This is a genomic window from Paenibacillus sp. MT124, assembly GCF_058792755.1.
On the sequence record NZ_CM179500.1, the window covers coordinates 4,082,501 to 4,102,186 of the forward strand.

20 protein-coding genes (1 of these 20 running past the window's edge) are annotated in these 19,686 nt (G+C 47.7%); 6 read left to right on the forward strand and 14 right to left on the reverse strand.

All coding sequences use genetic code 11. The features are described 5' to 3' along the window. The 6 genes in view from AC3RCI_RS18350 to AC3RCI_RS18375 are tightly spaced (at most 56 nt apart) and all read right to left on the reverse strand, a layout consistent with a single transcriptional unit that may run on beyond the window. Nucleotides 1-58, reverse strand: partial view of a hypothetical protein gene (locus tag AC3RCI_RS18350; protein ID WP_492525900.1) — the beginning only. The gene continues 389 nt to the left of window position 1, outside the view; 58 of the gene's 447 nt are visible here — the first part of the coding sequence; the start codon lies at nt 56-58; its stop codon lies off the left edge, out of view. 44 nt (nt 59-102) lie between these two features. Next, nucleotides 103-1,404, reverse strand: a complete 1,302-nt coding sequence (locus AC3RCI_RS18355) for a hypothetical protein (protein ID WP_492525902.1) — start codon at nt 1,402-1,404, stop codon at nt 103-105. A gap of 21 nt (nt 1,405-1,425) precedes the next feature. After that, the gene (locus tag AC3RCI_RS18360; protein ID WP_492525904.1) at nt 1,426-2,160 is read right to left on the reverse strand and encodes an SMI1/KNR4 family protein; all 735 of its coding nucleotides are present in this window, start codon (nt 2,158-2,160) and stop codon (nt 1,426-1,428) included. Between the two features lie 56 nt (nt 2,161-2,216). Then, nucleotides 2,217-2,774, reverse strand: coding sequence for a hypothetical protein (locus AC3RCI_RS18365; RefSeq protein WP_492525906.1), 558 nt, complete (start codon nt 2,772-2,774; stop codon nt 2,217-2,219). Next, nucleotides 2,771-3,424: a hypothetical protein gene (locus AC3RCI_RS18370; RefSeq protein ID WP_492525907.1), complete on the reverse strand. Its 654-nt coding sequence runs from the start codon at nt 3,422-3,424 to the stop codon at nt 2,771-2,773. Before AC3RCI_RS18370 ends, AC3RCI_RS18365 begins: the two co-directional genes overlap by 4 nt. A 34-nt stretch (nt 3,425-3,458) precedes the next feature. Then, nucleotides 3,459-4,130 carry a hypothetical protein gene (locus AC3RCI_RS18375; RefSeq protein ID WP_261780038.1) on the reverse strand — a complete coding sequence of 224 codons (672 nt, stop codon included), beginning with the start codon at nt 4,128-4,130 and terminating at the stop codon, nt 3,459-3,461. A gap of 255 nt (nt 4,131-4,385) precedes the next feature. Here AC3RCI_RS18375 and AC3RCI_RS18380 point away from each other — a divergent pair, with 255 nt between their 5' ends. From AC3RCI_RS18380 to AC3RCI_RS18390, 3 genes are all read left to right on the forward strand, one after another. Next, nucleotides 4,386-5,348, forward strand: coding sequence for a multicopper oxidase domain-containing protein (locus AC3RCI_RS18380; protein ID WP_492525909.1), 963 nt, complete (start codon nt 4,386-4,388; stop codon nt 5,346-5,348). Nucleotides 5,349-5,405: 57 nt separating this feature from the next. Continuing rightward, nucleotides 5,406-6,089, forward strand: coding sequence for a Crp/Fnr family transcriptional regulator (locus tag AC3RCI_RS18385; protein ID WP_492525911.1), 684 nt, complete (start codon nt 5,406-5,408; stop codon nt 6,087-6,089). A 128-nt stretch (nt 6,090-6,217) separates the two neighbouring features. Further along, on the forward strand, nt 6,218-6,643 hold the full coding sequence (locus AC3RCI_RS18390; RefSeq protein ID WP_154895738.1) for a YlbF family regulator: 426 nt from the start codon (nt 6,218-6,220) through the stop codon (nt 6,641-6,643). Between the two features lie 109 nt (nt 6,644-6,752). Here the strand turns inward: AC3RCI_RS18390 and AC3RCI_RS18395 are convergent, their stop codons facing one another. Both AC3RCI_RS18395 and AC3RCI_RS18400 read right to left on the reverse strand, forming a co-directional pair. Further along, nucleotides 6,753-7,484 carry a ZIP family metal transporter gene (locus tag AC3RCI_RS18395; RefSeq protein WP_154895736.1) on the reverse strand — a complete coding sequence of 244 codons (732 nt, stop codon included), beginning with the start codon at nt 7,482-7,484 and terminating at the stop codon, nt 6,753-6,755. A gap of 192 nt (nt 7,485-7,676) precedes the next feature. Next, the gene (locus tag AC3RCI_RS18400) at nt 7,677-8,399 is read right to left on the reverse strand and encodes a YwiC-like family protein (RefSeq protein WP_336780806.1); all 723 of its coding nucleotides are present in this window, start codon (nt 8,397-8,399) and stop codon (nt 7,677-7,679) included. A gap of 49 nt (nt 8,400-8,448) precedes the next feature. Here AC3RCI_RS18400 and AC3RCI_RS18405 point away from each other — a divergent pair, with 49 nt between their 5' ends. After that, nucleotides 8,449-9,150: a Crp/Fnr family transcriptional regulator gene (locus AC3RCI_RS18405; RefSeq protein ID WP_492525913.1), complete on the forward strand. Its 702-nt coding sequence runs from the start codon at nt 8,449-8,451 to the stop codon at nt 9,148-9,150. A 138-nt stretch (nt 9,151-9,288) separates the two neighbouring features. On the opposite strand, the gene AC3RCI_RS18410 is transcribed toward AC3RCI_RS18405, so the two are convergent. The 6 genes from AC3RCI_RS18410 to moaA all read right to left on the reverse strand — a co-directional run bounded on the left by AC3RCI_RS18410 (nt 9,289) and on the right by moaA (nt 18,491). Further along, nucleotides 9,289-10,800, reverse strand: a complete 1,512-nt coding sequence (locus AC3RCI_RS18410; RefSeq protein WP_492525915.1) for a nitrate/nitrite transporter — start codon at nt 10,798-10,800, stop codon at nt 9,289-9,291. Then, nucleotides 10,801-11,532 (reverse strand): respiratory nitrate reductase subunit gamma, encoded by a 732-nt coding sequence (narI, locus tag AC3RCI_RS18415; RefSeq protein WP_336780803.1) that lies wholly within the window; start codon nt 11,530-11,532, stop codon nt 10,801-10,803. Then, on the reverse strand, nt 11,529-12,167 hold the full coding sequence (gene narJ / locus AC3RCI_RS18420) for a nitrate reductase molybdenum cofactor assembly chaperone (RefSeq protein WP_492525917.1): 639 nt from the start codon (nt 12,165-12,167) through the stop codon (nt 11,529-11,531). Before narJ ends, narI begins: the two co-directional genes overlap by 4 nt. A gap of 23 nt (nt 12,168-12,190) precedes the next feature. Then, the gene (gene narH / locus AC3RCI_RS18425; protein WP_492525919.1) at nt 12,191-13,660 is read right to left on the reverse strand and encodes a nitrate reductase subunit beta; all 1,470 of its coding nucleotides are present in this window, start codon (nt 13,658-13,660) and stop codon (nt 12,191-12,193) included. Then, entirely contained in the window at nt 13,650-17,414 is a 3,765-nt protein-coding gene (locus AC3RCI_RS18430; protein WP_492525921.1) for a nitrate reductase subunit alpha, read from the reverse strand. Before AC3RCI_RS18430 ends, narH begins: the two co-directional genes overlap by 11 nt. Before the next feature lie 78 nt (nt 17,415-17,492). Further along, nucleotides 17,493-18,491, reverse strand: coding sequence for a GTP 3',8-cyclase MoaA (moaA, locus tag AC3RCI_RS18435; RefSeq protein ID WP_492472651.1), 999 nt, complete (start codon nt 18,489-18,491; stop codon nt 17,493-17,495). A 322-nt stretch (nt 18,492-18,813) separates the two neighbouring features. On the opposite strand from moaA, the gene AC3RCI_RS18440 reads away from it, so the two are divergent. Continuing rightward, the gene (locus AC3RCI_RS18440) at nt 18,814-19,047 is read left to right on the forward strand and encodes a DUF2249 domain-containing protein (RefSeq protein ID WP_095292626.1); all 234 of its coding nucleotides are present in this window, start codon (nt 18,814-18,816) and stop codon (nt 19,045-19,047) included. Between the two features lie 48 nt (nt 19,048-19,095). Next, nucleotides 19,096-19,683 (forward strand): DUF2249 domain-containing protein, encoded by a 588-nt coding sequence (locus AC3RCI_RS18445; RefSeq protein WP_336780798.1) that lies wholly within the window; start codon nt 19,096-19,098, stop codon nt 19,681-19,683. Nucleotides 19,684-19,686 lie beyond the last annotated feature (3 nt).

A 19,686-nucleotide genomic window follows, 5' to 3' on the forward strand; every position in this document is an offset into this window, starting at 1 on the left:
GATCGTCATGAACAAAGGCATGACATTTCAACAAAAGGACCGCTTCTTCAATTCTCAATGAGCTTTCCCCATTTCTGTTTGCATGTTATACAGCCCGCCACTCTACCATCGTAAAGGCTGCTCTCCACGCCACACAACAAAACGCTCTACTTCACGAAGTGATCCCGTTCCAATACTATAGTCATCCATCTGCTCAGCATGCAGATCAAGAATATGCACCATGCCTCCAAACGTACCTACTGCTAGTCTGGATTGGTCAGGCGAAAGCGCCAGTGAATAGATGGTGCTGCCTACAAAATGCCTCCAAACTTCCTGACCCTTCTTATCTATACATTTGAGATAGCCATAAGCATCACCAAGAACCATGCCTTCAGGTATTTCTACCGAGGCATAGACACGAGCAATTTCATCCATTATCGGCCAATCTTCTCTGGATTCATTGCCTTCCACCTCACTCAATTCCACCTGCATTGTAACTCCATTATAAAAATGACATGCATTAAACCATACCTTCCGGCTATCTCCGGAAAATAACGCATGATGCGGATAGCTCGATTCCGGATAGAGCGAATACGAATGATGACGTTCACGATCCAGAAGCATATGGTCACTGACCTGACTGCCAAACGCAATCCATCGACCATCCAGTGATACCGCAGCGTGACCCATGGAAATTTGTGTATCCTCTAATTCATGCTCCTCCACCTCTGCAGGATCAGGATGAATTGGAGATACCTTGCCATGTTCCACCAGATAAATGCCGTAAGTGGACAAAATGATGAGTGCCTGACCTTCATTAAATGGAATAAGACCTTCAAGTGTACGCTCCGGGTATTCACAGTCTGCGAGAGATTCAATTCGAGGCAGCACCTGATGAATGGCCGATTGAATATCTTCCCAACGGAACGTTGCCACTTCTTTTCCTTCCAGATGACGATCCGGATGTGTTATCACCCGAATACCTTCACTACCTGCCAGAGCATACTGTGCAGCATCCGGGGACTGGCCCGCAAATTGATATTGCGGAAAAGAAAGTACTTGCTCGGAATTCGCAGTATACACACAGCCTTGATCCGTATGAAAACCACTATTGATTACAACGGTACTGTTGTTCAGATATCCGGCTATACGCACGGCCTGCATGGATGACTGGAAGGTTTCACTGAAGGGCCATGTCGCTGCAGGCAACTCCGTGCGCAGCCTTTGCAGATCGTTCTGCTCATTGGCCTTCTTCACCATGTCCCATACTTGCGCACTGATTTCGGCTCTTCCGTCGTCTGTCAGTTCGGATTCATCCGGCTCTTCTCCCGCCATACCTCTGCGCACAAAATCATTTACACTCTGGGCATAGCGTCTCCCTTCCTTCCTCCACCGCTCCGCGATCTGTTCGTTTAACCAACTCATCCATGATTCCTCCACTCCGTGTCAATTCATGATTGTACAGTGATGTGCGAGCAAAAATTGTTCGATGTCGTAATCCGTAGTACCTCGGTTCCCGTCCGTTTCCTCATAGAAAAGCGCAATTTCACTGCCGTATGCATAATTAAAACGCAGGTATCCACCGATGGAAGCCATAAACAGCTTACAGGTATATTCATTTTCTATTACAGCATCCCAATTGAACTGCAATTGGCATAACTTGGACAAATGGTGAAGGGAGACCCCTTCCACATTATCTAGCAAGTGGTAAAAGGTATGATTCCTCAGCTCATTCCACGGTTCATAATACCATAGTGTGATCGGGGCATTTTGACGGTAGTATCCACAATAGATCTTATCCAGCATATCTCCAAATTCCGATTCGGTATGTTCCCATAACATAATCTGTTCATCGTGGCGAGGGAGCCACAATAGCCCGTCAATGTCAGGATGAATGGCCAGAAAATCACCATCCACAGAACTCCCTATGCTAATGCACTCCTTCAATTGATCTAGACTGACAGGTGTATCCTCGGTATGCATCCAAAAATCATACTCTGCAAAAGGCTTCAATACCTCCTGATCTGGACGCTGAATATTCATCCACCCCGAATAAGTCCCCTCCCCATACTGTTCGAGCCACTCTCGATAGGATGCAGGCAATGATACGGAATACTGCTGCTCAAAATGTCCAAGCTCCTCCGCTGATACCGGTTTAAGCGTATGACTTACCACATACATGAACGACATCTCCTATCTTCAAACTCAAATCCCTGTCTTATAACCCATATGATGAATCAGGCAAGCTCCTCCTGAACAATTTCCGTTATTACGCCTTTACGATTCACGATACGAATCGAGAATGCATCATATCCATCCCGTTTAACCTGATCAAAATGCATAGTCTCGCCCGTAATCAACTCGTAGGTTCCGTCTTCATCCACATCTTCTCCGAATTCCTCATCCCAAGGAACGTTATAAAAGGCGGACAAGAGAACTTCAAACGTATCTTCTCCTTCTACGTCCAGATAAGGCCGCAGCGACCTTTTGTTCAGCTCTTCCTCCGGATATGTTTCACACAGCATCGCATCATAGCCATGTTTAGCTGCATCAATAAGCAGGTAACGCTCTCCGGTCAACGTGTGCTCGGCATATACGATTAACGGTGTCGAATCCTGCCAGGTTATCAGATCATCTTCCATCAAGTCACCATAATAAAAGATATGGAACTTGTTATGGCCATCACTCGTTTGCAGCTTGCCTTTCCACTCCACTTCCTGGTTCTCCCCATCCGTTACTTTCTTAACGATCCCTTCCAGATATGCAGGTCCATTATGTACGCCAAACAAATTCATGATCTCGCCTCCGCTTTATTCATTCGTATCCATACGATTTTCTGTTCTTCATCCACTGTCAGGTTGACATCCACATTCAGCTTATTATGAAATAGTGCCGTAATGTTCAGGTACGGGTCACGTGCCGGTTCACTTCCTCCGTTACGAGAGCGAGTCATCCCTTGGTGAATAATGGATTGTACCATATTCCCATCGCCTTTGCCCGTAGATTCATAGGTATAAATCTCCTGTCCTTCTTTATTGTAAAAATGAAGGAAGGTAGTGTTGTCCTTGGCATTGGAATATTCCATTTCCGATTTCACATACGTGGTTTCAAGGCTATGGAAGTCCACCTTCCCTGCCAAATAGGGATTCTCGTTGTCGGGTGAAATGTCATACTCCTGATAAGCCAATTGAAAAAGGTAGTTAATATCACTCATATCCACCCGGTAATACAGCTGGCGATGATCTCCGCGCTTATCCATGGCAGCGAAACTGTTGATCAGCGGCCATGCATCATAAGGTTTTCCATTTACATCGATCGCGAGCGCATAGTCTGATAAAACTTTTTCTTTTTGGAACACACCGAACATCTGTAAAATAAAAAAGGCCGGGATCATCAGGATCCCTAAAATAATAGCCAACGTAAGCAGCTTGCCGCGCAATTTCATTCCTTTCCTCCTTCAAACATGTACAGCATCAACCTTAGCCCGTCTTGTGCTGAAGCTTGGTGAGTGTACGCACCATTTGATCCCTGTTTTTTGCTTCTTTCATATATACAGGTAGATAGTGTGATGCTGTTTTTAACGGCACATTTCCACGTCGTACGCGCAGATCGGCGGAAACATACGAAATCAGATAATTTAAATGCGCCCGATTAACAGCCCATACCAATTTGCCTCGAACGTAGTCCAGGAAATACAACTCCATCCCAAAAACGGGGTCTCTCCCGTCACGGGTGTCCATAATATATCTTCTGCAAACCGGCTTGCTATGCAGCTCGGCTTGATTGTCTGCGCCGCAGTGTGGACAATGAATGTGCGTTGATTTATGTGATACTTTTTTCTCATCTGTCACTTCAACATTGAACCAGCGTTCACAGAGAGTACAACTGCCCTTGGCATGATATTGATATACTTGTTTCTCCACCCCATGTGCATAACATGCTGAGCACTTCCACGTGATTTCATCCTGACATTCTTCAATATACGCATGACCACCGCATGATTGACATGTGACATCCACACGCTCACCTCGGCGGAGTACCCAGTAAAAATTATATTTATAGGCCCCTTCGTCCTCAAATCGCTTCATTATTAAATCGACTCCTTTCTTGACTGAAATTAATTCGGCTTTCATCAGCATGGCAGTAAACATAAATTTCAACCATCAATATTTTCCATCCAAGGCTACCTAAAATTATAAGTAACTCCATCGCGTAGTACAAGAAACGTGTCTATGTCTGCGGAAATTTTGAATATCGAGCCTCTGGGGATTGTGTTTCACGTCACACCTGTCTCCACTGAACTGTCGTACACTAGACATGGCTGCAGCAAGCTATTGATTAGTTTGTGAATGATATCACTTAAATAAGGTTGTGTTCCCATGTTCTCCTGGATGAGTTTCATCAAATTGTCTTTCGCATTGGCATTAAGTACGGCCGTCCTCTCCCATTGCAATGCTGCAGAAATAGATAACCCGGATCATCACGACACTGCTCCTGTGGAGTCAATCCGTCATCAACCTGTTGACCCCATTATCCGTAGAGAAGGCACAAACGTATACATCGAGATGACAGCCCAAGTGACCGATATCGAGATCTCCGCAGGTGTTGTCTATAATGCCTGGACTTTTAACGGCACTGTACCTGGACCCGTTCTGCGCGTCATCGAAGGTAACACATTGATTTTCACTTTAAAAAATAAGGATTCTGCCTTGCCCCATTCCATGGATTTCCATGCCGTACACGCTTCACCAAGCAGCAAATTCGTTGACGTTATGCCAGGTGAGGAGGGTACATTCACTTATAGCACATCGTCGCCCGGAGTCTTCATGTATCATTGCGGAACCAGTCCGGTACTTGCCCATATTGCAAACGGTATGTATGGCATGATTATTGTTGAACCGAAGGCCGGCTACCCTTCTGACGGACAGATTGATCGTGAATATACACTCGTACAAAGTGAATGGTACAAAGAGCATAGCTACGATGCTTTTATGAATGATGAGCCGGATTATGTTGTCTTTAATGGCAACGACTATGGTCTGGTCAACTCCCCTTTGCTCGCTAAAACGGGTGATACGGTTCGAATATATGTCAGCAATGCAGGGCCGAACGAAGTTTCGTCCTTCCATGTGGTAGGGACTATTATGGACCGGGTTTACATGGATGGAAATCCTCGTAATATCCAATATGGATTACAGACCGTTATGCTTCCTGCGAGCGGAGGTGCAGTCGTTGAGTTTACCGTAACGGAAGAGGGCGATTATCCCATTGTAACCCATCAATTCAAACATGTTTCCAAGGGTGCTTCTGCAGTTTTGCGAGTTACCTCTGATGGCAAGGATCACGGTGGTAAAGCGATGCAGCATTAAGTCCGTCTCCGTGCTCAAGCAAATAAATAATTGAACCCTGCGAGGTGAATTTTGATCATGATATGCAGTTCTCAGGGCAAGACTCCCTGCCATGTCAAAGTCCCCCTTTTTCAGCACCTTGGACCTGAAGCATCTTCCCTGCTCGTTTCCCTGCTGCAATCGCAGGTCTTTCACAAAGGGGAAATGGTCGTGAAGGAAGGAGAAGGCTCAGCCAAGTTATACATGGTTCATCAGGGATGTGTGAAATTATCCAAATACACCGAGAACGGGAAGGAGCATATTGTCCGTTTCCTGTTTCCTGGTGATTTCTTCGGGCATGACGCACTGTTACACCAAAAACCGTATGGAGTTCATGCAGAAGTATTGGAAACATCCACTTTATGCACCCTTCATAGGCAGGATTTTGACCAATTGATAGAACATGACCCAAAGCTTGCTTATCATTTTCTTCTAGCTGTTTCCGATCTTCTTGAACAATCTGAAGAATGGAATACTGCCCTCAGTTCCATGAACCCTGAACAACGAATCGCTAAGCTATTATTGAATTTTCATGTGCGAAATATAGAGACAGACGGAATCAAGCTTCCTGTTTTTAAAAAGGATCTGGCATTACTGGTAGGCATTACGCCCGAAACCTTGAGCCGCAAACTGGCCATTATGCAGTCCGAAGGTCTGCTCCAGGTAGCTGGGAATGTCATTCACCTTCTTCAACTGGAAAAGCTTCAGCAACGAACCCAATAACTCGGCTTAGAGAATCCTGACAGGAACGTTACATCTTTCACACAATATGTGAGTATCGTCACAGTGCACCATGGAGATCAGGTATACAGTGATACGTAAGAGAAACCACTTTACAGGAGGTTAACAAGATGAATACAATTGTAAAAATGGACAAACAGGCGATCATGCTTAAAATGGAGGAGTTATGCTCCGTGTTATTACAGGATGAAGGTTACCGTGAGATGCGGGAGATGATTGATCAATTTGCCGCAGATGAGCAGGCTACAGCGCAATACGAGCAGTTTATGGAGAAGCATCAGGCTCTGGAGGAAAAAGAACGTCAGAATATTGAATTGCTGACATCCGAAATGCAGGTGTACGAACAAGAAGAACGCGCCCTCTATGATCACCCGCTTATTCGCAGATTCATGTATGCACAGCGTGAGTTTAGCCAGATGCATCAGCAGATCAGCCAGTATTTCACCAAGTCCGTTGAATTAAACCGACTACCCAAACCGGGCGAAGTATATAAGGAAGCATGTGGTTGTGGAGGGAACTGTTCAAGCAATCACTAGTCACTGGTCACTGGGGAACAATGTAGATGCATTGGTAAGCAAAAGAGTATCCGTACCTCAACATTTTGAGCGGATACTCTTTTGCTATGTTTCTTTTTTCGTGGAGATCTTACAGATCAAGCAGTAGGGATACAAGAAGCCCCATGGAAGCAATGAAGCCCACGACAGGACCACCTTCTTCAAAAGCTTCAGGCATCATGGTAGAACAGATCATGGCTATAATACCGCCGCCTGCAAATGCCCCAATGGCCGCAGCCATCTCATCCGGAAGCTGTTCGAGAAAAAGATATCCGCACAAGGCTGCAAGCGCAGATATCAACAGTACACCAAGCCACATCCATATGATTCTGGACTTGGTGTAATGATTGCCTTGCAAACCCACCGTGCTGGACAAGCCCTCCGGGATGTTGCTGACGAATATGGAAACGATGAGCACCACACTCACGCCTTTTCCGGCCAGCAAGCTAGCACCAAGCATGATGGATTCAGGAATGGCATCCATCACTGTCCCCGCAAAAATGCCGAGCCCGCTTTGGCTGCTGCCTCCGGGTTTCGGATGTGCTGAACGTTTACGTCCGGCACCACCCCTACTGGAAATAAGCAGGTCGAACAAGGTGTACACTACAGCACCCGCCGTAAACCCTATGGCTGTCGGGACAATCCCGCCATCATTCAAGGCATCTCCAATGAGCTCAAATGAAGCTGCCCCAATTAATGTCCCCGTACCGAAGGCCATAATCCAGCCAATCACTCGTTTCGGAATCTTGAGAAACAGTGCAGCAAGTGCACCAATAACTACCGCTGAAGCGGAGATGCCTCCCCACATGAATGCAGTCCACATTCGGGTCATCCCCTCTCATGTCTATATCATATCTATCCTTTCATTAACCTGGCTTGCTGCCGCAAAAACATCCGGTAGCACTGCTGCAAGATACAATCTATCTTGTCTGATCGTCAGTATTCCTCATCACATCCCATGTGATCTATGTCACTCATGCATTTCTAATATCGCGTTATGATAATATGATGCTGACTAAAAGAGAATAAACCAAATCAGGAATTGCACCGCTCCAGCAATCTCAATCATACCCACTTTCATCGGACGCAAAGTGCGACCAGCATATACAAATGCTCGAACAGCTGAGTAGATATATGCTAAGCTCATCCATGGATATCCGGCGATGACGGGAATGATGAGCAGGATAATATGCAGCAGACGGGTCATTGTTACCCAGCGTTTGTTGTTTCGCTCCCGGAAGACAGATTTCACAAAGAACGTACTTCCTGTAAAATGTAAAAAGGAAAACAACAGCACGATCACCATCCGGTAATCCCATACTCCCGATCCAATGAGATATGCTGCTGCACCTCCAAGCGAGAACATCAACATGGCGCATAGATCATTCGTGAGCGAACGCTCAGCCTTGTGTCTGACATGCCAGATATTAACGAGCAATAATAGGATCAGAACCGGGGCAAATGCCAGTATGGAAGGATGCCCGATTAACGGGGGGACCAGGCATACCACTGCACCCACGCCATATATCACTGCCCATGTGTACAAACGTCGAAGATCCGCTTTTCTTTTAAGAGATTGCAGCAAGGGGTAAGCCGCCAGGTATAGTCCAAGCCACGCCATGAAGAGTGGCAAATGCAGCCACTGTGGGCCGCTGGCCATTACGCCTGCCGCAAAAGGTACACTTACCATGGCCCAGCCGCCATGTTCATGAGGAATAACCATTTTATGTACTGTCACTTCACCAATGACCTCCTAATTGATATGGATATAGAAAGGAAGAATCATAATGCGCAGGGAAAACAAAGATACGGCAGCAGAGTTTCTTCAACAGTTCCCCATTTTTCAGGATCTAAGTGCTGAGGAATTGAAGCAGGTTGAGGATATCGCCATTTCCAGAAGCATTCATAAAAAAACGGTTATTTTTGCCGAAGGCAGCGAGAAGGAAGCTGTATTTTTTATCCGAACCGGCATTGTAAAAGCATACAAAACGGATGAGAACGGGCACGAGCAGATCGTTTCCTTCCTGAAAACAGGAGATATGTTCCCGCATACGGGGTTCTTCAATGCTCACCCTTATCCCGCTACAGCAGAAGCCATCACTCCAGCGGAACTGATTGCCATTCCGGTCAGACTGTTTGAACGTCTTATGCTTAATACGCCATCCATTGCAATCAAAATTATGCGCGTCCTGGGCGATAAAATCCGCGAACTGCAGGATAAACTGCAAGTGCTCTCCGGCCAGGATGTCCGGAACCGCGTGCTGTCCTTCCTGCTGATGTTGGCAGAGCAGCACGGTCAGCCTTCCGGTCACAAAATCATTATTAACCTGCCCATGACGCACCAGGAATTCGCCAATTCCATTGGTACGACCAGGGAAACCGCCAACCGTTTGTTGAATCAGCTCACCAAGGAAAATCTGCTCGAAGTCGATCGGAGACAGATTATCATCCATGATCTGCAGGCCTTGAAGCATCAACGTGACACTTGAGCAGATACCTAGACTCTACCTCTAATGCTGAAATTCTAATAAACATAGCAAGGCATACATCTCATTACGTATGAAAAGACCTTAACAAGAGTCGCGTGTTGTTAAGGCCTTTTGCTGTATTTATCCTGCATATGGCTACTATGCTGAAGGAAGATCCCTTTTTCCCATATCACTGAACATGCCCGCGTAGAACTTTACCTCCCCTGCTTCATTGCAGATCGCTGTAATACTCAGCCATTCCAGATATATCTCCCCGTTTTTCTTCCGGTTCCAGATCTCTCCCTGCCAATACCCTTGCTGCTTCAGATCAGCCCATAGCTGTTCGTAGAACGATTTATCCTGTTTACCTGATTTCAGCAAGCTCGGCTTCTGTCCCACCGCTTCATCGGACCGATAACCGGTGACTGCCGTAAATGCGGGATTCACGGAGCGTATAACGCTGTTTGTATCCGTAATCAGGATGGCCTCAATTGTATTTTCCAGTATGCTTGCGGACAGCTGAAGCTTCTCTTCGTAAAACATCCAGAAGACAAGTACCAAGCTTACCAGTGCAACCATGGAGAGTGCCATGAATCCAATCGCATAGTGACCTGTCATGCTATAGAGCAGCGTCAACATTAGTGGCGGGAAAAAGCCACCAAGTCCCCCCATTGCAGATATAATACCGTTAGCGACACCTGGTTGTTTAACGAAATACATTGGGACCAGTTTAAAAATAGTTCCGTTTCCTGTACCGGCGCATAAGGCTACGGTCAGGCAACCAACCGTGTACATGTAGATTGACGGCGCGAAGGATAATACGATCGCCGCTACCGTTAAACCACCGAATACAAACATCAGTATTTTAAAAGAATTAAAGCGGTCTCCAAGCCAGCCCCCGACCGGACGCATAATGGTAGCAACTAGGATAAATCCCGCTGTGCGTATCCCTGCATCCACTTTATCCATCTGAAAGTGACTGACCAGGAAATTGGGAAGGTACACGGTGAATGCTACGAAGGAACCAAAGGTCAGGAAGTAAAATAAACAGAGCAGCCATAATTTAGGGCTTCGCGATACCGCTTTTAATTGTTGAATTAGCGGCACGTTAACCCTTGTTTCCTGTTTGTCGCCCAATACAAAATTCAAAGCGGCCATTCCCAGCAGCAAAATGCTGTACAGAAGAACCGTTTTGGACCACCCTATATGATCCGCAATCAGCGGGGCACCAAAAGCAGACAATGCCGTTCCCAGATTACCGATACCATAGATCCCGTTAACAAACCCATGTTTCTCTTTTGGGTAATATTTGGGTAGTGAAGTTACGCCTACGGAAAATACCGCTCCGCCAATCCCGAGGAAAAAACCACCTATAATCAAATCCAGAAAAGAAGTGGATCGGCTGATCCACCATACGGGCTCGAGCAGCAGAACAAAACTGATCATAAAAATATTGCGTGCTCCATATCGGTTCGTCCAATAACCAATGGGGATACGGGCAACGGATCCAATGAGGACAGGGATGGCTGTAGACCAGGCTAGCTGCGAAGAGGTTAACGCAATATCCTCCTTAATAAATGGCATTAGGGAAGACAGTATAACCCACACCATGAAGCCCAGAACCAAACTGGCCGTCTGCAAGGGCAGTTGTACTTTGCCTTTGTTTTGCATCTACATCGCCCTTTCTTTGTTCGGATTTGATTTTGAATCCGGATAAACAGATCCGTCACGTCTACGGTACAATACGTAGCTTCGCTTGAGGTAGCCGAGCGGCATGCTCAGCATATGCACAAGACGCGTAAACGGAAAAACGCAGTACAAGACAAACGAAAGCAGGATGTGTACTTTAAAGTTCATAGGCACGGTCTGCATCAGCGTTGGATCAGGCTGAAATACCATCAAACCGCGCAGCCAAGGGTTAATTGTCGTACGGTAATCAAAACCAGTATGGTTCACTGCATTTGCAGATGTCGCCAATATGCCGGTTATGATGACAACAAGAAGCATGATGAGGGCCATCCAGTCTCCTGCACTGCTCGTCGCTCGTACTTTGGTGGCCACGTATCGACGCACCAGCAGTATGACTCCCCCGGCAAGTGCGATAATCCCCGCAGGCAACCCGCCTGCTATGGCAATCAGATGATAACCTTCGTCACTTAGCCCGATCCAGCGATAAAATTCTACCGGAACAATTAATCCGGCAATATGGCCGCAGATCACTGCGAATATGCCAATATGAAACAGCAAGCTTCCCCATTTCAGCATGCGTTTTTCTAACAACTCACTGGACTTGGATGTCCAGCTGAACGGATTCGTCACGTACCTCCATATGGTCGCAGTGATACAAAAAATGAGAACCATGTATGGGAGAGCCCCCCATAAGAACAACTCCGGTGTACTCATCGGCCTCCCCTCCCCATCCAGGTTGGCATGGTTTGTGCTGCTGCAGAATGGTCATGAACCTCTTCGTCAACATGAGCTGGCTTAGGCATAACCTTCAGAACTTGCTCTAACAATGGACCGTAGGGACTGTTCGCACCTAATACACTATCTGTGATCGTTACCAAAGATTTATAACAACTCGATATCACTCCATAAGCATCTTCAGAAGGAGCCTCCGCTATAAATTCAAGCACCATGGGTAAATAATCGGGCAGTTCATTCAATTCCATGTAGAATCCCGCAGCTTCGTATCTGCGCTTTAATTCAATTAATGCCGGTCCACGGTCTCTTTCGTCTCCATAGAGAGCATAAGTTAAGTACAGATTTGATTTTTTGTCAAAATCAAATGTCCGTACGTATTTGTCCTGCCAATACGTGGGATCCACTGATTCCGCTTCTCCCACAAAGGTCAGAAGAACTTTTTTCATTGTTTCATCCGTGAGGGATTGTACAGCAGTTCGGACACCCTGCAGTCCGTTCCTCCAGGCAGGATCCGGATATTGCAGCAGGTAGGAGGTCAGCTTACATGCTTTTCTGGCCTCATCCATTTCTTCATCCGATGCCTGTCTCCATTCCGTGTTCATATTGGTCGCCATCGTAGTCGTTGTCTCCTCTCCCATCAGAATACACCGCAGGAACCTGGGCCCCCTGCAAAATCAAGCCCGCAGTTTCCTTGTTCCTTGAAGAGATCCGCTACTTCTTCCCGATGAGCAGGCGGGATCACGAAGCGGTCATTATATTTGGCAATGGCGAGCAGTCGGTACATGTCTTCAACTTCCTGCGTGTCCATTCCCACAAGGTTAAGCAATTCAGGATCACTGGTTTTTCCGGTTTGCTGATTCCGCATGTGAATCCGCATTACCGCCATTTTGCGCAGTACATCACGAATGCGTTCCGTGTCTCCTGCAGTGAGCAGATTGGCCAGATATTCCACAGGTATGCGCATATTGTCAATGGCAGGGAAGATATCACTCGCATCCAGCGAACTCCCCTGTCCTTCAACCCGATTCGTGATTGGACTCAGCGGCGGAATATACCATACCATCGGCATGGTCCGGTATTCCGGGTGAAGCGGAAGCGCTATGCGCCAGTCCACAACCATTTTATAGATAGGCGACTGCTGAGCAGCGATGATCCAATCTTCCGGAATGCCGGCCTCCCTTGCTTCACGAATTACGTCAAGGTCATGCGGATCCAGAAAGATATCCATTTGCGATTCATACAAATCCTGTTCCTTCTCCGCTGAAGCCGCCGCTTCGATGCGATCTGCGTCGTACAACATCAGACCGATGTACCGGATACGACCGACACAGGTCTCCGAACAAATTGTTGGTAACCCGGCCTCAATCCGCGGAAAACACAGGGTACATTTCTCGGCTTTGTTGGTCTGCCAATTGAAATATACTTTTTTGTAAGGACAGCTGGACACACAGAATCTCCAGGCACGGCATGCGTTTTGGTCGACCAGTACGATGCCGTCCTCTTCCCGTTTGTACATCGCTCCTGAAGGGCAGGAAGACACACAAGAAGGATTGAGGCAGTGTTCACAAATTCGCGGAAGGTACATCATAAACACCTGTTCAAAATCCATTTTGATCGATTCCTCGACACCCTTCATGTTGGGATCTTCCAATCCCGTTACATGGGCACCTGCCAGATCATCCTCCCAGTTGGGTCCCCACTCCAGGTTCATGTATTCACCCGTAATTTGGGATTTGGGTCTTGCCACAGGCTGATGCTTTTTCTCCGGACTGCTCGTCAGTTTCTCATATTCATAAGTCCAGGGTTCGTAATAATCGTCGATGGTCGGCTGATCGGGATTGTGGAAAATGTTAAGCAATCGTCTGGCACGTGTGCCCGACTTTAACTCAAGCTTGCCATTTTTCATTTCCCAACCGCCACGATACCGCTCCTGATCCTCCCACTGTTTGGGATAACCTACACCTGGTTTGGTCTCCACGTTATTCCAGTACATGTATTCCGCGCCCGGCCGGTTCGTCCACGTGTTTTTGCACGTTACGCTGCACGTATGGCATCCGATACATTTATCCAAATTCATGACCATGCTGACTTGTGCTTTAATCTTCAAGCCAATCCACCTCCTGCAGTTTTCTTATGATGACATTCAGGTCACGCTGGTTGCCTGTTGGGCCGTAATAATTGAATCCATAGCTTAACTGGGCGTACCCGCCAATCATGTGGGTCGGCTTCACATGAATCCTCGTCGGACTGTTGTGCGTACCTCCACGGGTTTGCGATATTTTTGTTCCGGGAACGTTAATATGTCGATCCTGGGCGTGATACATGAACGCCATTCCACGAGGAATGCGGTGGGTGACGACTGCACGGGCAACGACTACACCGTTCCGGTTAAAACATTCGATCCAGTCATTATCGACGAGTCCTGCCTCTTCGGCATCCTCATGATTCATCCAGATCGTCGGGCCACCTCGGAACAGGGTCAGCATGGGCAGTGCATCATAGTACATGCTGTGAATTGACCATTTGTTGTGTGGAGTCAGATAGTTCAGGACAATTTCCTTGCCACCTTCGATTGGACGTTTGCTGCTTGGATGGAAAGGAGTATGTTTCAGTACAGGTTTGAAAGTGGCCAGTGTCTCTCCGAACTCGCGAAGCATCTCATGATCAATGTAGAATTGCTGTCTGCCTGTCAACGTGCGCCAGGGAATAAGCCGTTCCACATTGGTTGTAAATGGCGAGTAGCGTCGGCCTCCCTTCTCCGAGCCGCTGAATGCGGGTGACGTGATAACCGTTTTGGGTTTGGAAGTAATCTCATCAAAAGTAAAACATTCTTCCGATCGCTCTTCAGCCAAATCCTTCAGATGTAAGGCCGTTTTTTGCTCAAGCGACTCCCATGCACGTACCGCCATTTTGCCATTTGTTGTTGTGGAGAGCGTCAGAATGGCTTCCGCCACATTTCGGTCTGTACTCAGATCAGGACACCCTTGCCCCACTCCCGCTTGCCTGCGCGTACCCAAAATACCCTTGAGCTTCTCATATTCTTCGCTTGCTGACCAAGAGATCCCCTTGGTTCCAATGGGTTTATCCTTAACCACAGGACCAAGAGTGATCATCTTGTCATATACCGCCGCATAATCACGTTCCACAATCTGAATGTGAGGCATCGTTTTGCCCGGAACAGGTTCACATTCTCCTGCACTCCAGTCCCTGATCTCGCCATACGGTTGAGCCAGCTCATCAGGTGAATCATGCAGCAGCGGTGTCGCCACAATCTCATGCTGGGGTCCGTCGAATTGCTGTGCAGCCATTTCCGAGAAGACACGTGCAATCTCCTTGAATGTGTCCCAGTCCGAACGGGACTCCCACTGCGAGGCAACTGCCGGATTAAACGGATGTACAAATGGATGCATATCCGTGCTGCTCAGGTCACTTTTTTCGTACCAGGTTGCCGCTGGCAAAACAATATCGGAATACATCGCTGTTCCCGCCATGCGGAAATCCAGGTTAATCATCAGATCCAGCTTACCCTCGGGTGCTTCGTCCACCCACTCCACGTGTTCTGGCCGGAGTCCGTGATCATCATCGTTCAGCAAACCGTTCGTCGCACCAAGCAAATGCTTCAGGAAGTACTCATGGCCTTTCCCAGAGCTGGAGATTAGATTCGCTCTCCATACGAACAGCACTCGCGGGAAATTCGCAGGGTCATCCGGCTGCTCAATGGAGAACTTGAGTTTTTGACTTTTTAATTCGGATGCCACATATGCACCGATTTCGTCTTTCGTTACAGCTCCGGCATCTATAGCATCCTGATGCAGATCAATCGAACTCCGATTGAATTGTGGATAGGACGGAAGCCAGCCCATGCGAGCAGCCATGACGTTATAATCTGCAACGTGCTGGAATCGGGGTTCACCCTCCAGTGCCGAAGTCAGCTCGCCTACTTTCGTTTCTTCGTATCTCCATTGATCTGTTGCAAAATAGAAGAATGATGTACCGTTCTGAAGACGGGCTGGCCCTGTCCAGTCACGGGCAAAGGCAATTGTCTGCCACCCCTCCGCAGGACGAAGCTTCTCCTGTCCGACATAGTGAGCCCAGCCCCCGCCGTTCACGCCCTGACAACCAGTCATGAGAATCAGATTGATAATTGCACGGTAGATCACGTCCGAGTTGTACCAATGGTTGATTCCGGCTCCCATAATAATCATGGAACGCCCCTGGGTATCAATCGCATTCTGGGCAAATTCACGTGCAATCTGCACTACGGTTTCCTGCGGAACGCCTGTAATCTGTTCCTGCCATGCGGGGGTAAAAGGCTTCTCGTGCTCGTCATTCAGCTGACCATTCACTGCATCATACGCTGTAGTTCTTCGAGCACGCGGCATGTCAGAGATTGCGATTACTTCGGCAGAATCTGCGGAACGAGTCATTTCACGTTCTACTCCGTACTTGGCAAGAACCAGATCATACACCGCTGTAACCATAATCCAGCGATCCTCAAGCCAGATTTGACGAACAGGAATTTGACGTTCCATAACATGTCTTCCCTCGTCGTCAAAATAAGGCAGCTGAATCGTGACCAAGTCATGATGCACCCCTAGAAGAGATAACCGCGGATCAATGGGTTCGCCATTCTCGACCTGTTCCATTTTCAGATTCCAGGTCCCTTCCTCCCCCCAGCGGAACCCTAGGCTTCCTTTCGGCATTGCATATGTCCCGCTGTTTTCGTCATAGACAAGTGTTTTCCAGGCCATATTGTTGCCCGTAATGCCCAAGTCTTCTCCGACAAGAAATCTGCCCGCTGTGTGAACCCCGTTCTTCTCCTCAACGATCAGGAGATTAGGAAAATCCGTATATTGTTTGGCATACTGCATGAAGTATTCCGTGGGTTGTTCGATATAGAATTCTTTGAGAATCACATGTCCCATAGCCATGGCAAGAGCTCCGTCGGTCCCCTGTTTGACTGACATCCATGTATCCGCAAATTTGACATATTCGGCATAATCCGGACTGATGGATACAACCTTCGTACCCCGGTAGCGTGCTTCAGCCAAAAAGTGAGCATCAGGTGTACGAGTCATTGGCAGGTTGGAACCCCAGACGAGAATATACCCGGAATTGTACCAGTCGCTGCTCTCCGGCACATCGGTTTGATCACCCCAAATCTGCGGTGAGGCCGGAGGCAGATCGGCGTACCAGTCGTAGAAACTGAGCAGCGGCGATCCCATCAGGGATAGGAATCTTGAACCTGCAGCATAACTGACCATCGACATGGCAGGAATAGGCGAAAAGCCGATAATCCGATCAGGTCCGTACTGCTTGATCGTATGAATAAGGGAGGCCGAGATAATCTGCGTTACTTCACTCCATGACGCACGAATCAATCCGCCCTTGCCACGAACAGACTTGTATTTTTTGACTTTATCCGGATCATCCGCAATACTGGACCAAGCCTTGACGGGATCACCATGCAGCTGAAGTGCCTCACGCCACAGATCCAGCAATGCCCCCCGAACGTATGGATATTTGACACGCAGCGGACTGTAAAGGTACCAGGAAAAACTCGCTCCGCGCGGACACCCTCTTGGTTCAAATTCCGGCATATCCGGGCCCGTGGAAGGATAATCGGTAGCTTGTGTCTCCCAAGTGACAATCCCGTCTTTCACATAGATCTGCCAGCTGCAGGATCCGGTGCAATTCACGCCATGTGTCGAACGCACAACTTTGTCATGCTGCCAGCGTCGCCGATAGACGTCCTCCCAGTCCCGGTTTTCGGGTGACATCTCGCTCCAGCCTTCTGCATTCTTTTCACGTTTCGCAAAATATTTAAGTTTCCCCATCCACGGTGTGCTTTGCTTACTCATTGTTTTCCTCCTGCTAATATGACATGTAGTTTCAGATCGGAATAACATCCGTTGCCGACATTTATCACTTACATCCAGCTAACCTCCAATTTGGGACATATGCCGGAGAGACGGAATTCCTCGAATTTCTTCGCCTTTAAGAGCTTTGAGCATGTCATGCGTCTCGGGCTTAACCCCCAGCGCTCTAAGAAACATGGCTTGAACCGCACTGGCATTACCGACATGTGGACGTACGTTGAATTCATCCGACCAATAAAGGCAGGGCTTGATATTGCCGTCTGCCGTCAGTCTCAATCGGTTACATGTACCGCAAAAGTGACTGCTTACAGGATGAATCAGACCGAATGTGCCCGCCGCTCCTTCAATACGGTAACTATCTGCCGGACCATGGCTATAGACATCACAGCCTGTGTAATCCCAGCTGTTCTTGCATGTATCCAGTACATGCTGCAGTGACATAAAACCCGATTTCCAGGCTTCTCCGCTCTCCCCTATGGGCATGTATTCGATGAAGCGAACATGTATCTCTTCATCGAGAGTCAAGCGCAAAAAATCCTCAACCTCGTCATCATTCACGCCTTTCATAAGCACCACGTTCAGTTTGATTGGCTGCAGACCAGCTTTTTGACTGGCTCTTACACCATCCAGCACCCGTTTCAGCTTGCCTCCCCTGGTAATTCGGGCAAACCGTTCAGGTTGCAGGGAATCCAGACTGATATTTACTCTTGTCAACCCGGCTGATTTCAGACGATCCGCGCATGCGGCCAGATATATGCCATTGGTTGTCATAGCGATATCCTCAATGCCAGGAATTTCGGATAAACGGGCAATTAGCTCATCAAGACCTTTTCGAACAAGAGGTTCACCGCCGGTCAAACGCAATTTCCTGATCCCAAGCGGAGCAAGCGCCTGAACAACCGAGACAATTTCTTCATGTGTCATGATCTGATCCGGTGGTTCAAACTGCATCCCTTCCTCCGGCATGCAGTATACACAGCGCAGATTACAGCGGTCCGTAACCGAGATGCGCAGATAATCATGAACTCTTCCAAAAGGATCAACCAGTCCAGCTTGCATCTCAAACTCCCCCTTCCTCTGGGTGTAATCTCACTATGGCGGGATGGAGGGATTCATCTTTCCTCTCATCACTTGTCATCTTGTCGCTAAATATAAGGATGTCTTTGTAACGTAACTGTGCAAAATATCACAATGAGTGAAACATAATGCACATGACCTATTTCCAAAACTCCCGCAATCCGGGTTCCAAGCAGGAATCCGTAAAAAATGAGGCAAGATTATGACAAAACAAAATGTGTGAGCACGCTCACACAGGGGACCGTACATATTTTCTATACTCAGTTTGCAACACCACACTAAACCGATCCAGGAGGAACAACCTATGAACACATATGCAGCAACAATTAACGCAACCGAGTATCCACCGCATCTGAAACATAAAATCATCTTCGAGACGTTTGAACAATTGCCGCAAAATGAGGCCATGCTGCTTATCAATGACCATGATCCAGTACCTTTGCGATTTCAATTTCAGTCCACTCACCCAGACGGCTTCACCTGGGAATATATCGAACAGGGTCCGTCTGTCTTCCAGGTCAAAATCAGTAAATTGTAAAATGGGGACCAAACAGAGCACGAACTTACAGGAATGGATGTGAGCCATATGTCTTCAACGGATGACCGAATCATTGAACTCGATGTCCGGCCGCATTTAAGCAAAAAGCTTGAGCCGTTCCAACTCATCATGAACACCGTCAAGGGGCTGGACCCCATGGATGTTTTTGTGCTCCACGCGCCTTTCAAGCCGACACCCCTGCTCGGCATACTAAAAATGAGAGGTTATTCCCATTCAACGGAACGAGTCAATGCTGAGCACTGGCGTACCACGTTCGTACACCGGAAAAATAAAACGTGGTCCAAGGAAGGGACGTTTCATACTGCAAAAGACCTGAACCAGGAAGAAATTCCTACTGGCTGCATCGGAGAGCCTGACTCAACTGAATTTACTTACAGCTCTGATGAGGCGCCCCTGTCCCCAACCATTACACTGGATAACCGGGGATTGGAGCCGCCGCAGCCCATGATGAGAACCCTCGCCGCACTAAAGCGCTGTGAGCCTGGGCAGATGGTTCTCATTCATAATGACCGTGTTCCTGTGTTTTTGATGGAAGAACTGAATAATCTCGGATGCTCTTACACCGTAGAGGATCAGGCGGATGGTACAGCCAAGCTTAGAATCGTAAAAGGATAAGGG

What these genes read in the sequence shown, in the direction of transcription:
- AC3RCI_RS18355 (WP_492525902.1), bottom strand. Translation starts at nt 1,404, where the DNA reads ATGAGTTGGTTAAACGAACAGATCGCGGAGCGGTGGAGGAAGGAAGGG.
- AC3RCI_RS18360 (WP_492525904.1), bottom strand. Translation starts at nt 2,160, where the DNA reads ATGTATGTGGTAAGTCATACGCTTAAACCGGTATCAGCGGAGGAGCTT.
- AC3RCI_RS18365 (WP_492525906.1), bottom strand. Translation starts at nt 2,774, where the DNA reads ATGAATTTGTTTGGCGTACATAATGGACCTGCATATCTGGAAGGGATC.
- AC3RCI_RS18370 (WP_492525907.1), bottom strand. Translation starts at nt 3,424, where the DNA reads ATGAAATTGCGCGGCAAGCTGCTTACGTTGGCTATTATTTTAGGGATC.
- AC3RCI_RS18375 (WP_261780038.1), bottom strand. Translation starts at nt 4,130, where the DNA reads ATGTTTACTGCCATGCTGATGAAAGCCGAATTAATTTCAGTCAAGAAA.
- AC3RCI_RS18385 (WP_492525911.1), top strand. Translation starts at nt 5,406, where the DNA reads ATGATATGCAGTTCTCAGGGCAAGACTCCCTGCCATGTCAAAGTCCCC.
- AC3RCI_RS18390 (WP_154895738.1), top strand. Translation starts at nt 6,218, where the DNA reads ATGAATACAATTGTAAAAATGGACAAACAGGCGATCATGCTTAAAATG.
- AC3RCI_RS18395 (WP_154895736.1), bottom strand. Translation starts at nt 7,484, where the DNA reads ATGTGGACTGCATTCATGTGGGGAGGCATCTCCGCTTCAGCGGTAGTT.
- AC3RCI_RS18405 (WP_492525913.1), top strand. Translation starts at nt 8,449, where the DNA reads ATGCGCAGGGAAAACAAAGATACGGCAGCAGAGTTTCTTCAACAGTTC.
- AC3RCI_RS18410 (WP_492525915.1), bottom strand. Translation starts at nt 10,800, where the DNA reads ATGCAAAACAAAGGCAAAGTACAACTGCCCTTGCAGACGGCCAGTTTG.
- narI (WP_336780803.1), bottom strand. Translation starts at nt 11,532, where the DNA reads ATGAGTACACCGGAGTTGTTCTTATGGGGGGCTCTCCCATACATGGTT.
- narJ (WP_492525917.1), bottom strand. Translation starts at nt 12,167, where the DNA reads ATGGCGACCAATATGAACACGGAATGGAGACAGGCATCGGATGAAGAA.
- AC3RCI_RS18430 (WP_492525921.1), bottom strand. Translation starts at nt 17,414, where the DNA reads ATGAGTAAGCAAAGCACACCGTGGATGGGGAAACTTAAATATTTTGCG.
- moaA (WP_492472651.1), bottom strand. Translation starts at nt 18,491, where the DNA reads ATGCAAGCTGGACTGGTTGATCCTTTTGGAAGAGTTCATGATTATCTG.
- AC3RCI_RS18440 (WP_095292626.1), top strand. Translation starts at nt 18,814, where the DNA reads ATGAACACATATGCAGCAACAATTAACGCAACCGAGTATCCACCGCAT.
- AC3RCI_RS18445 (WP_336780798.1), top strand. Translation starts at nt 19,096, where the DNA reads ATGTCTTCAACGGATGACCGAATCATTGAACTCGATGTCCGGCCGCAT.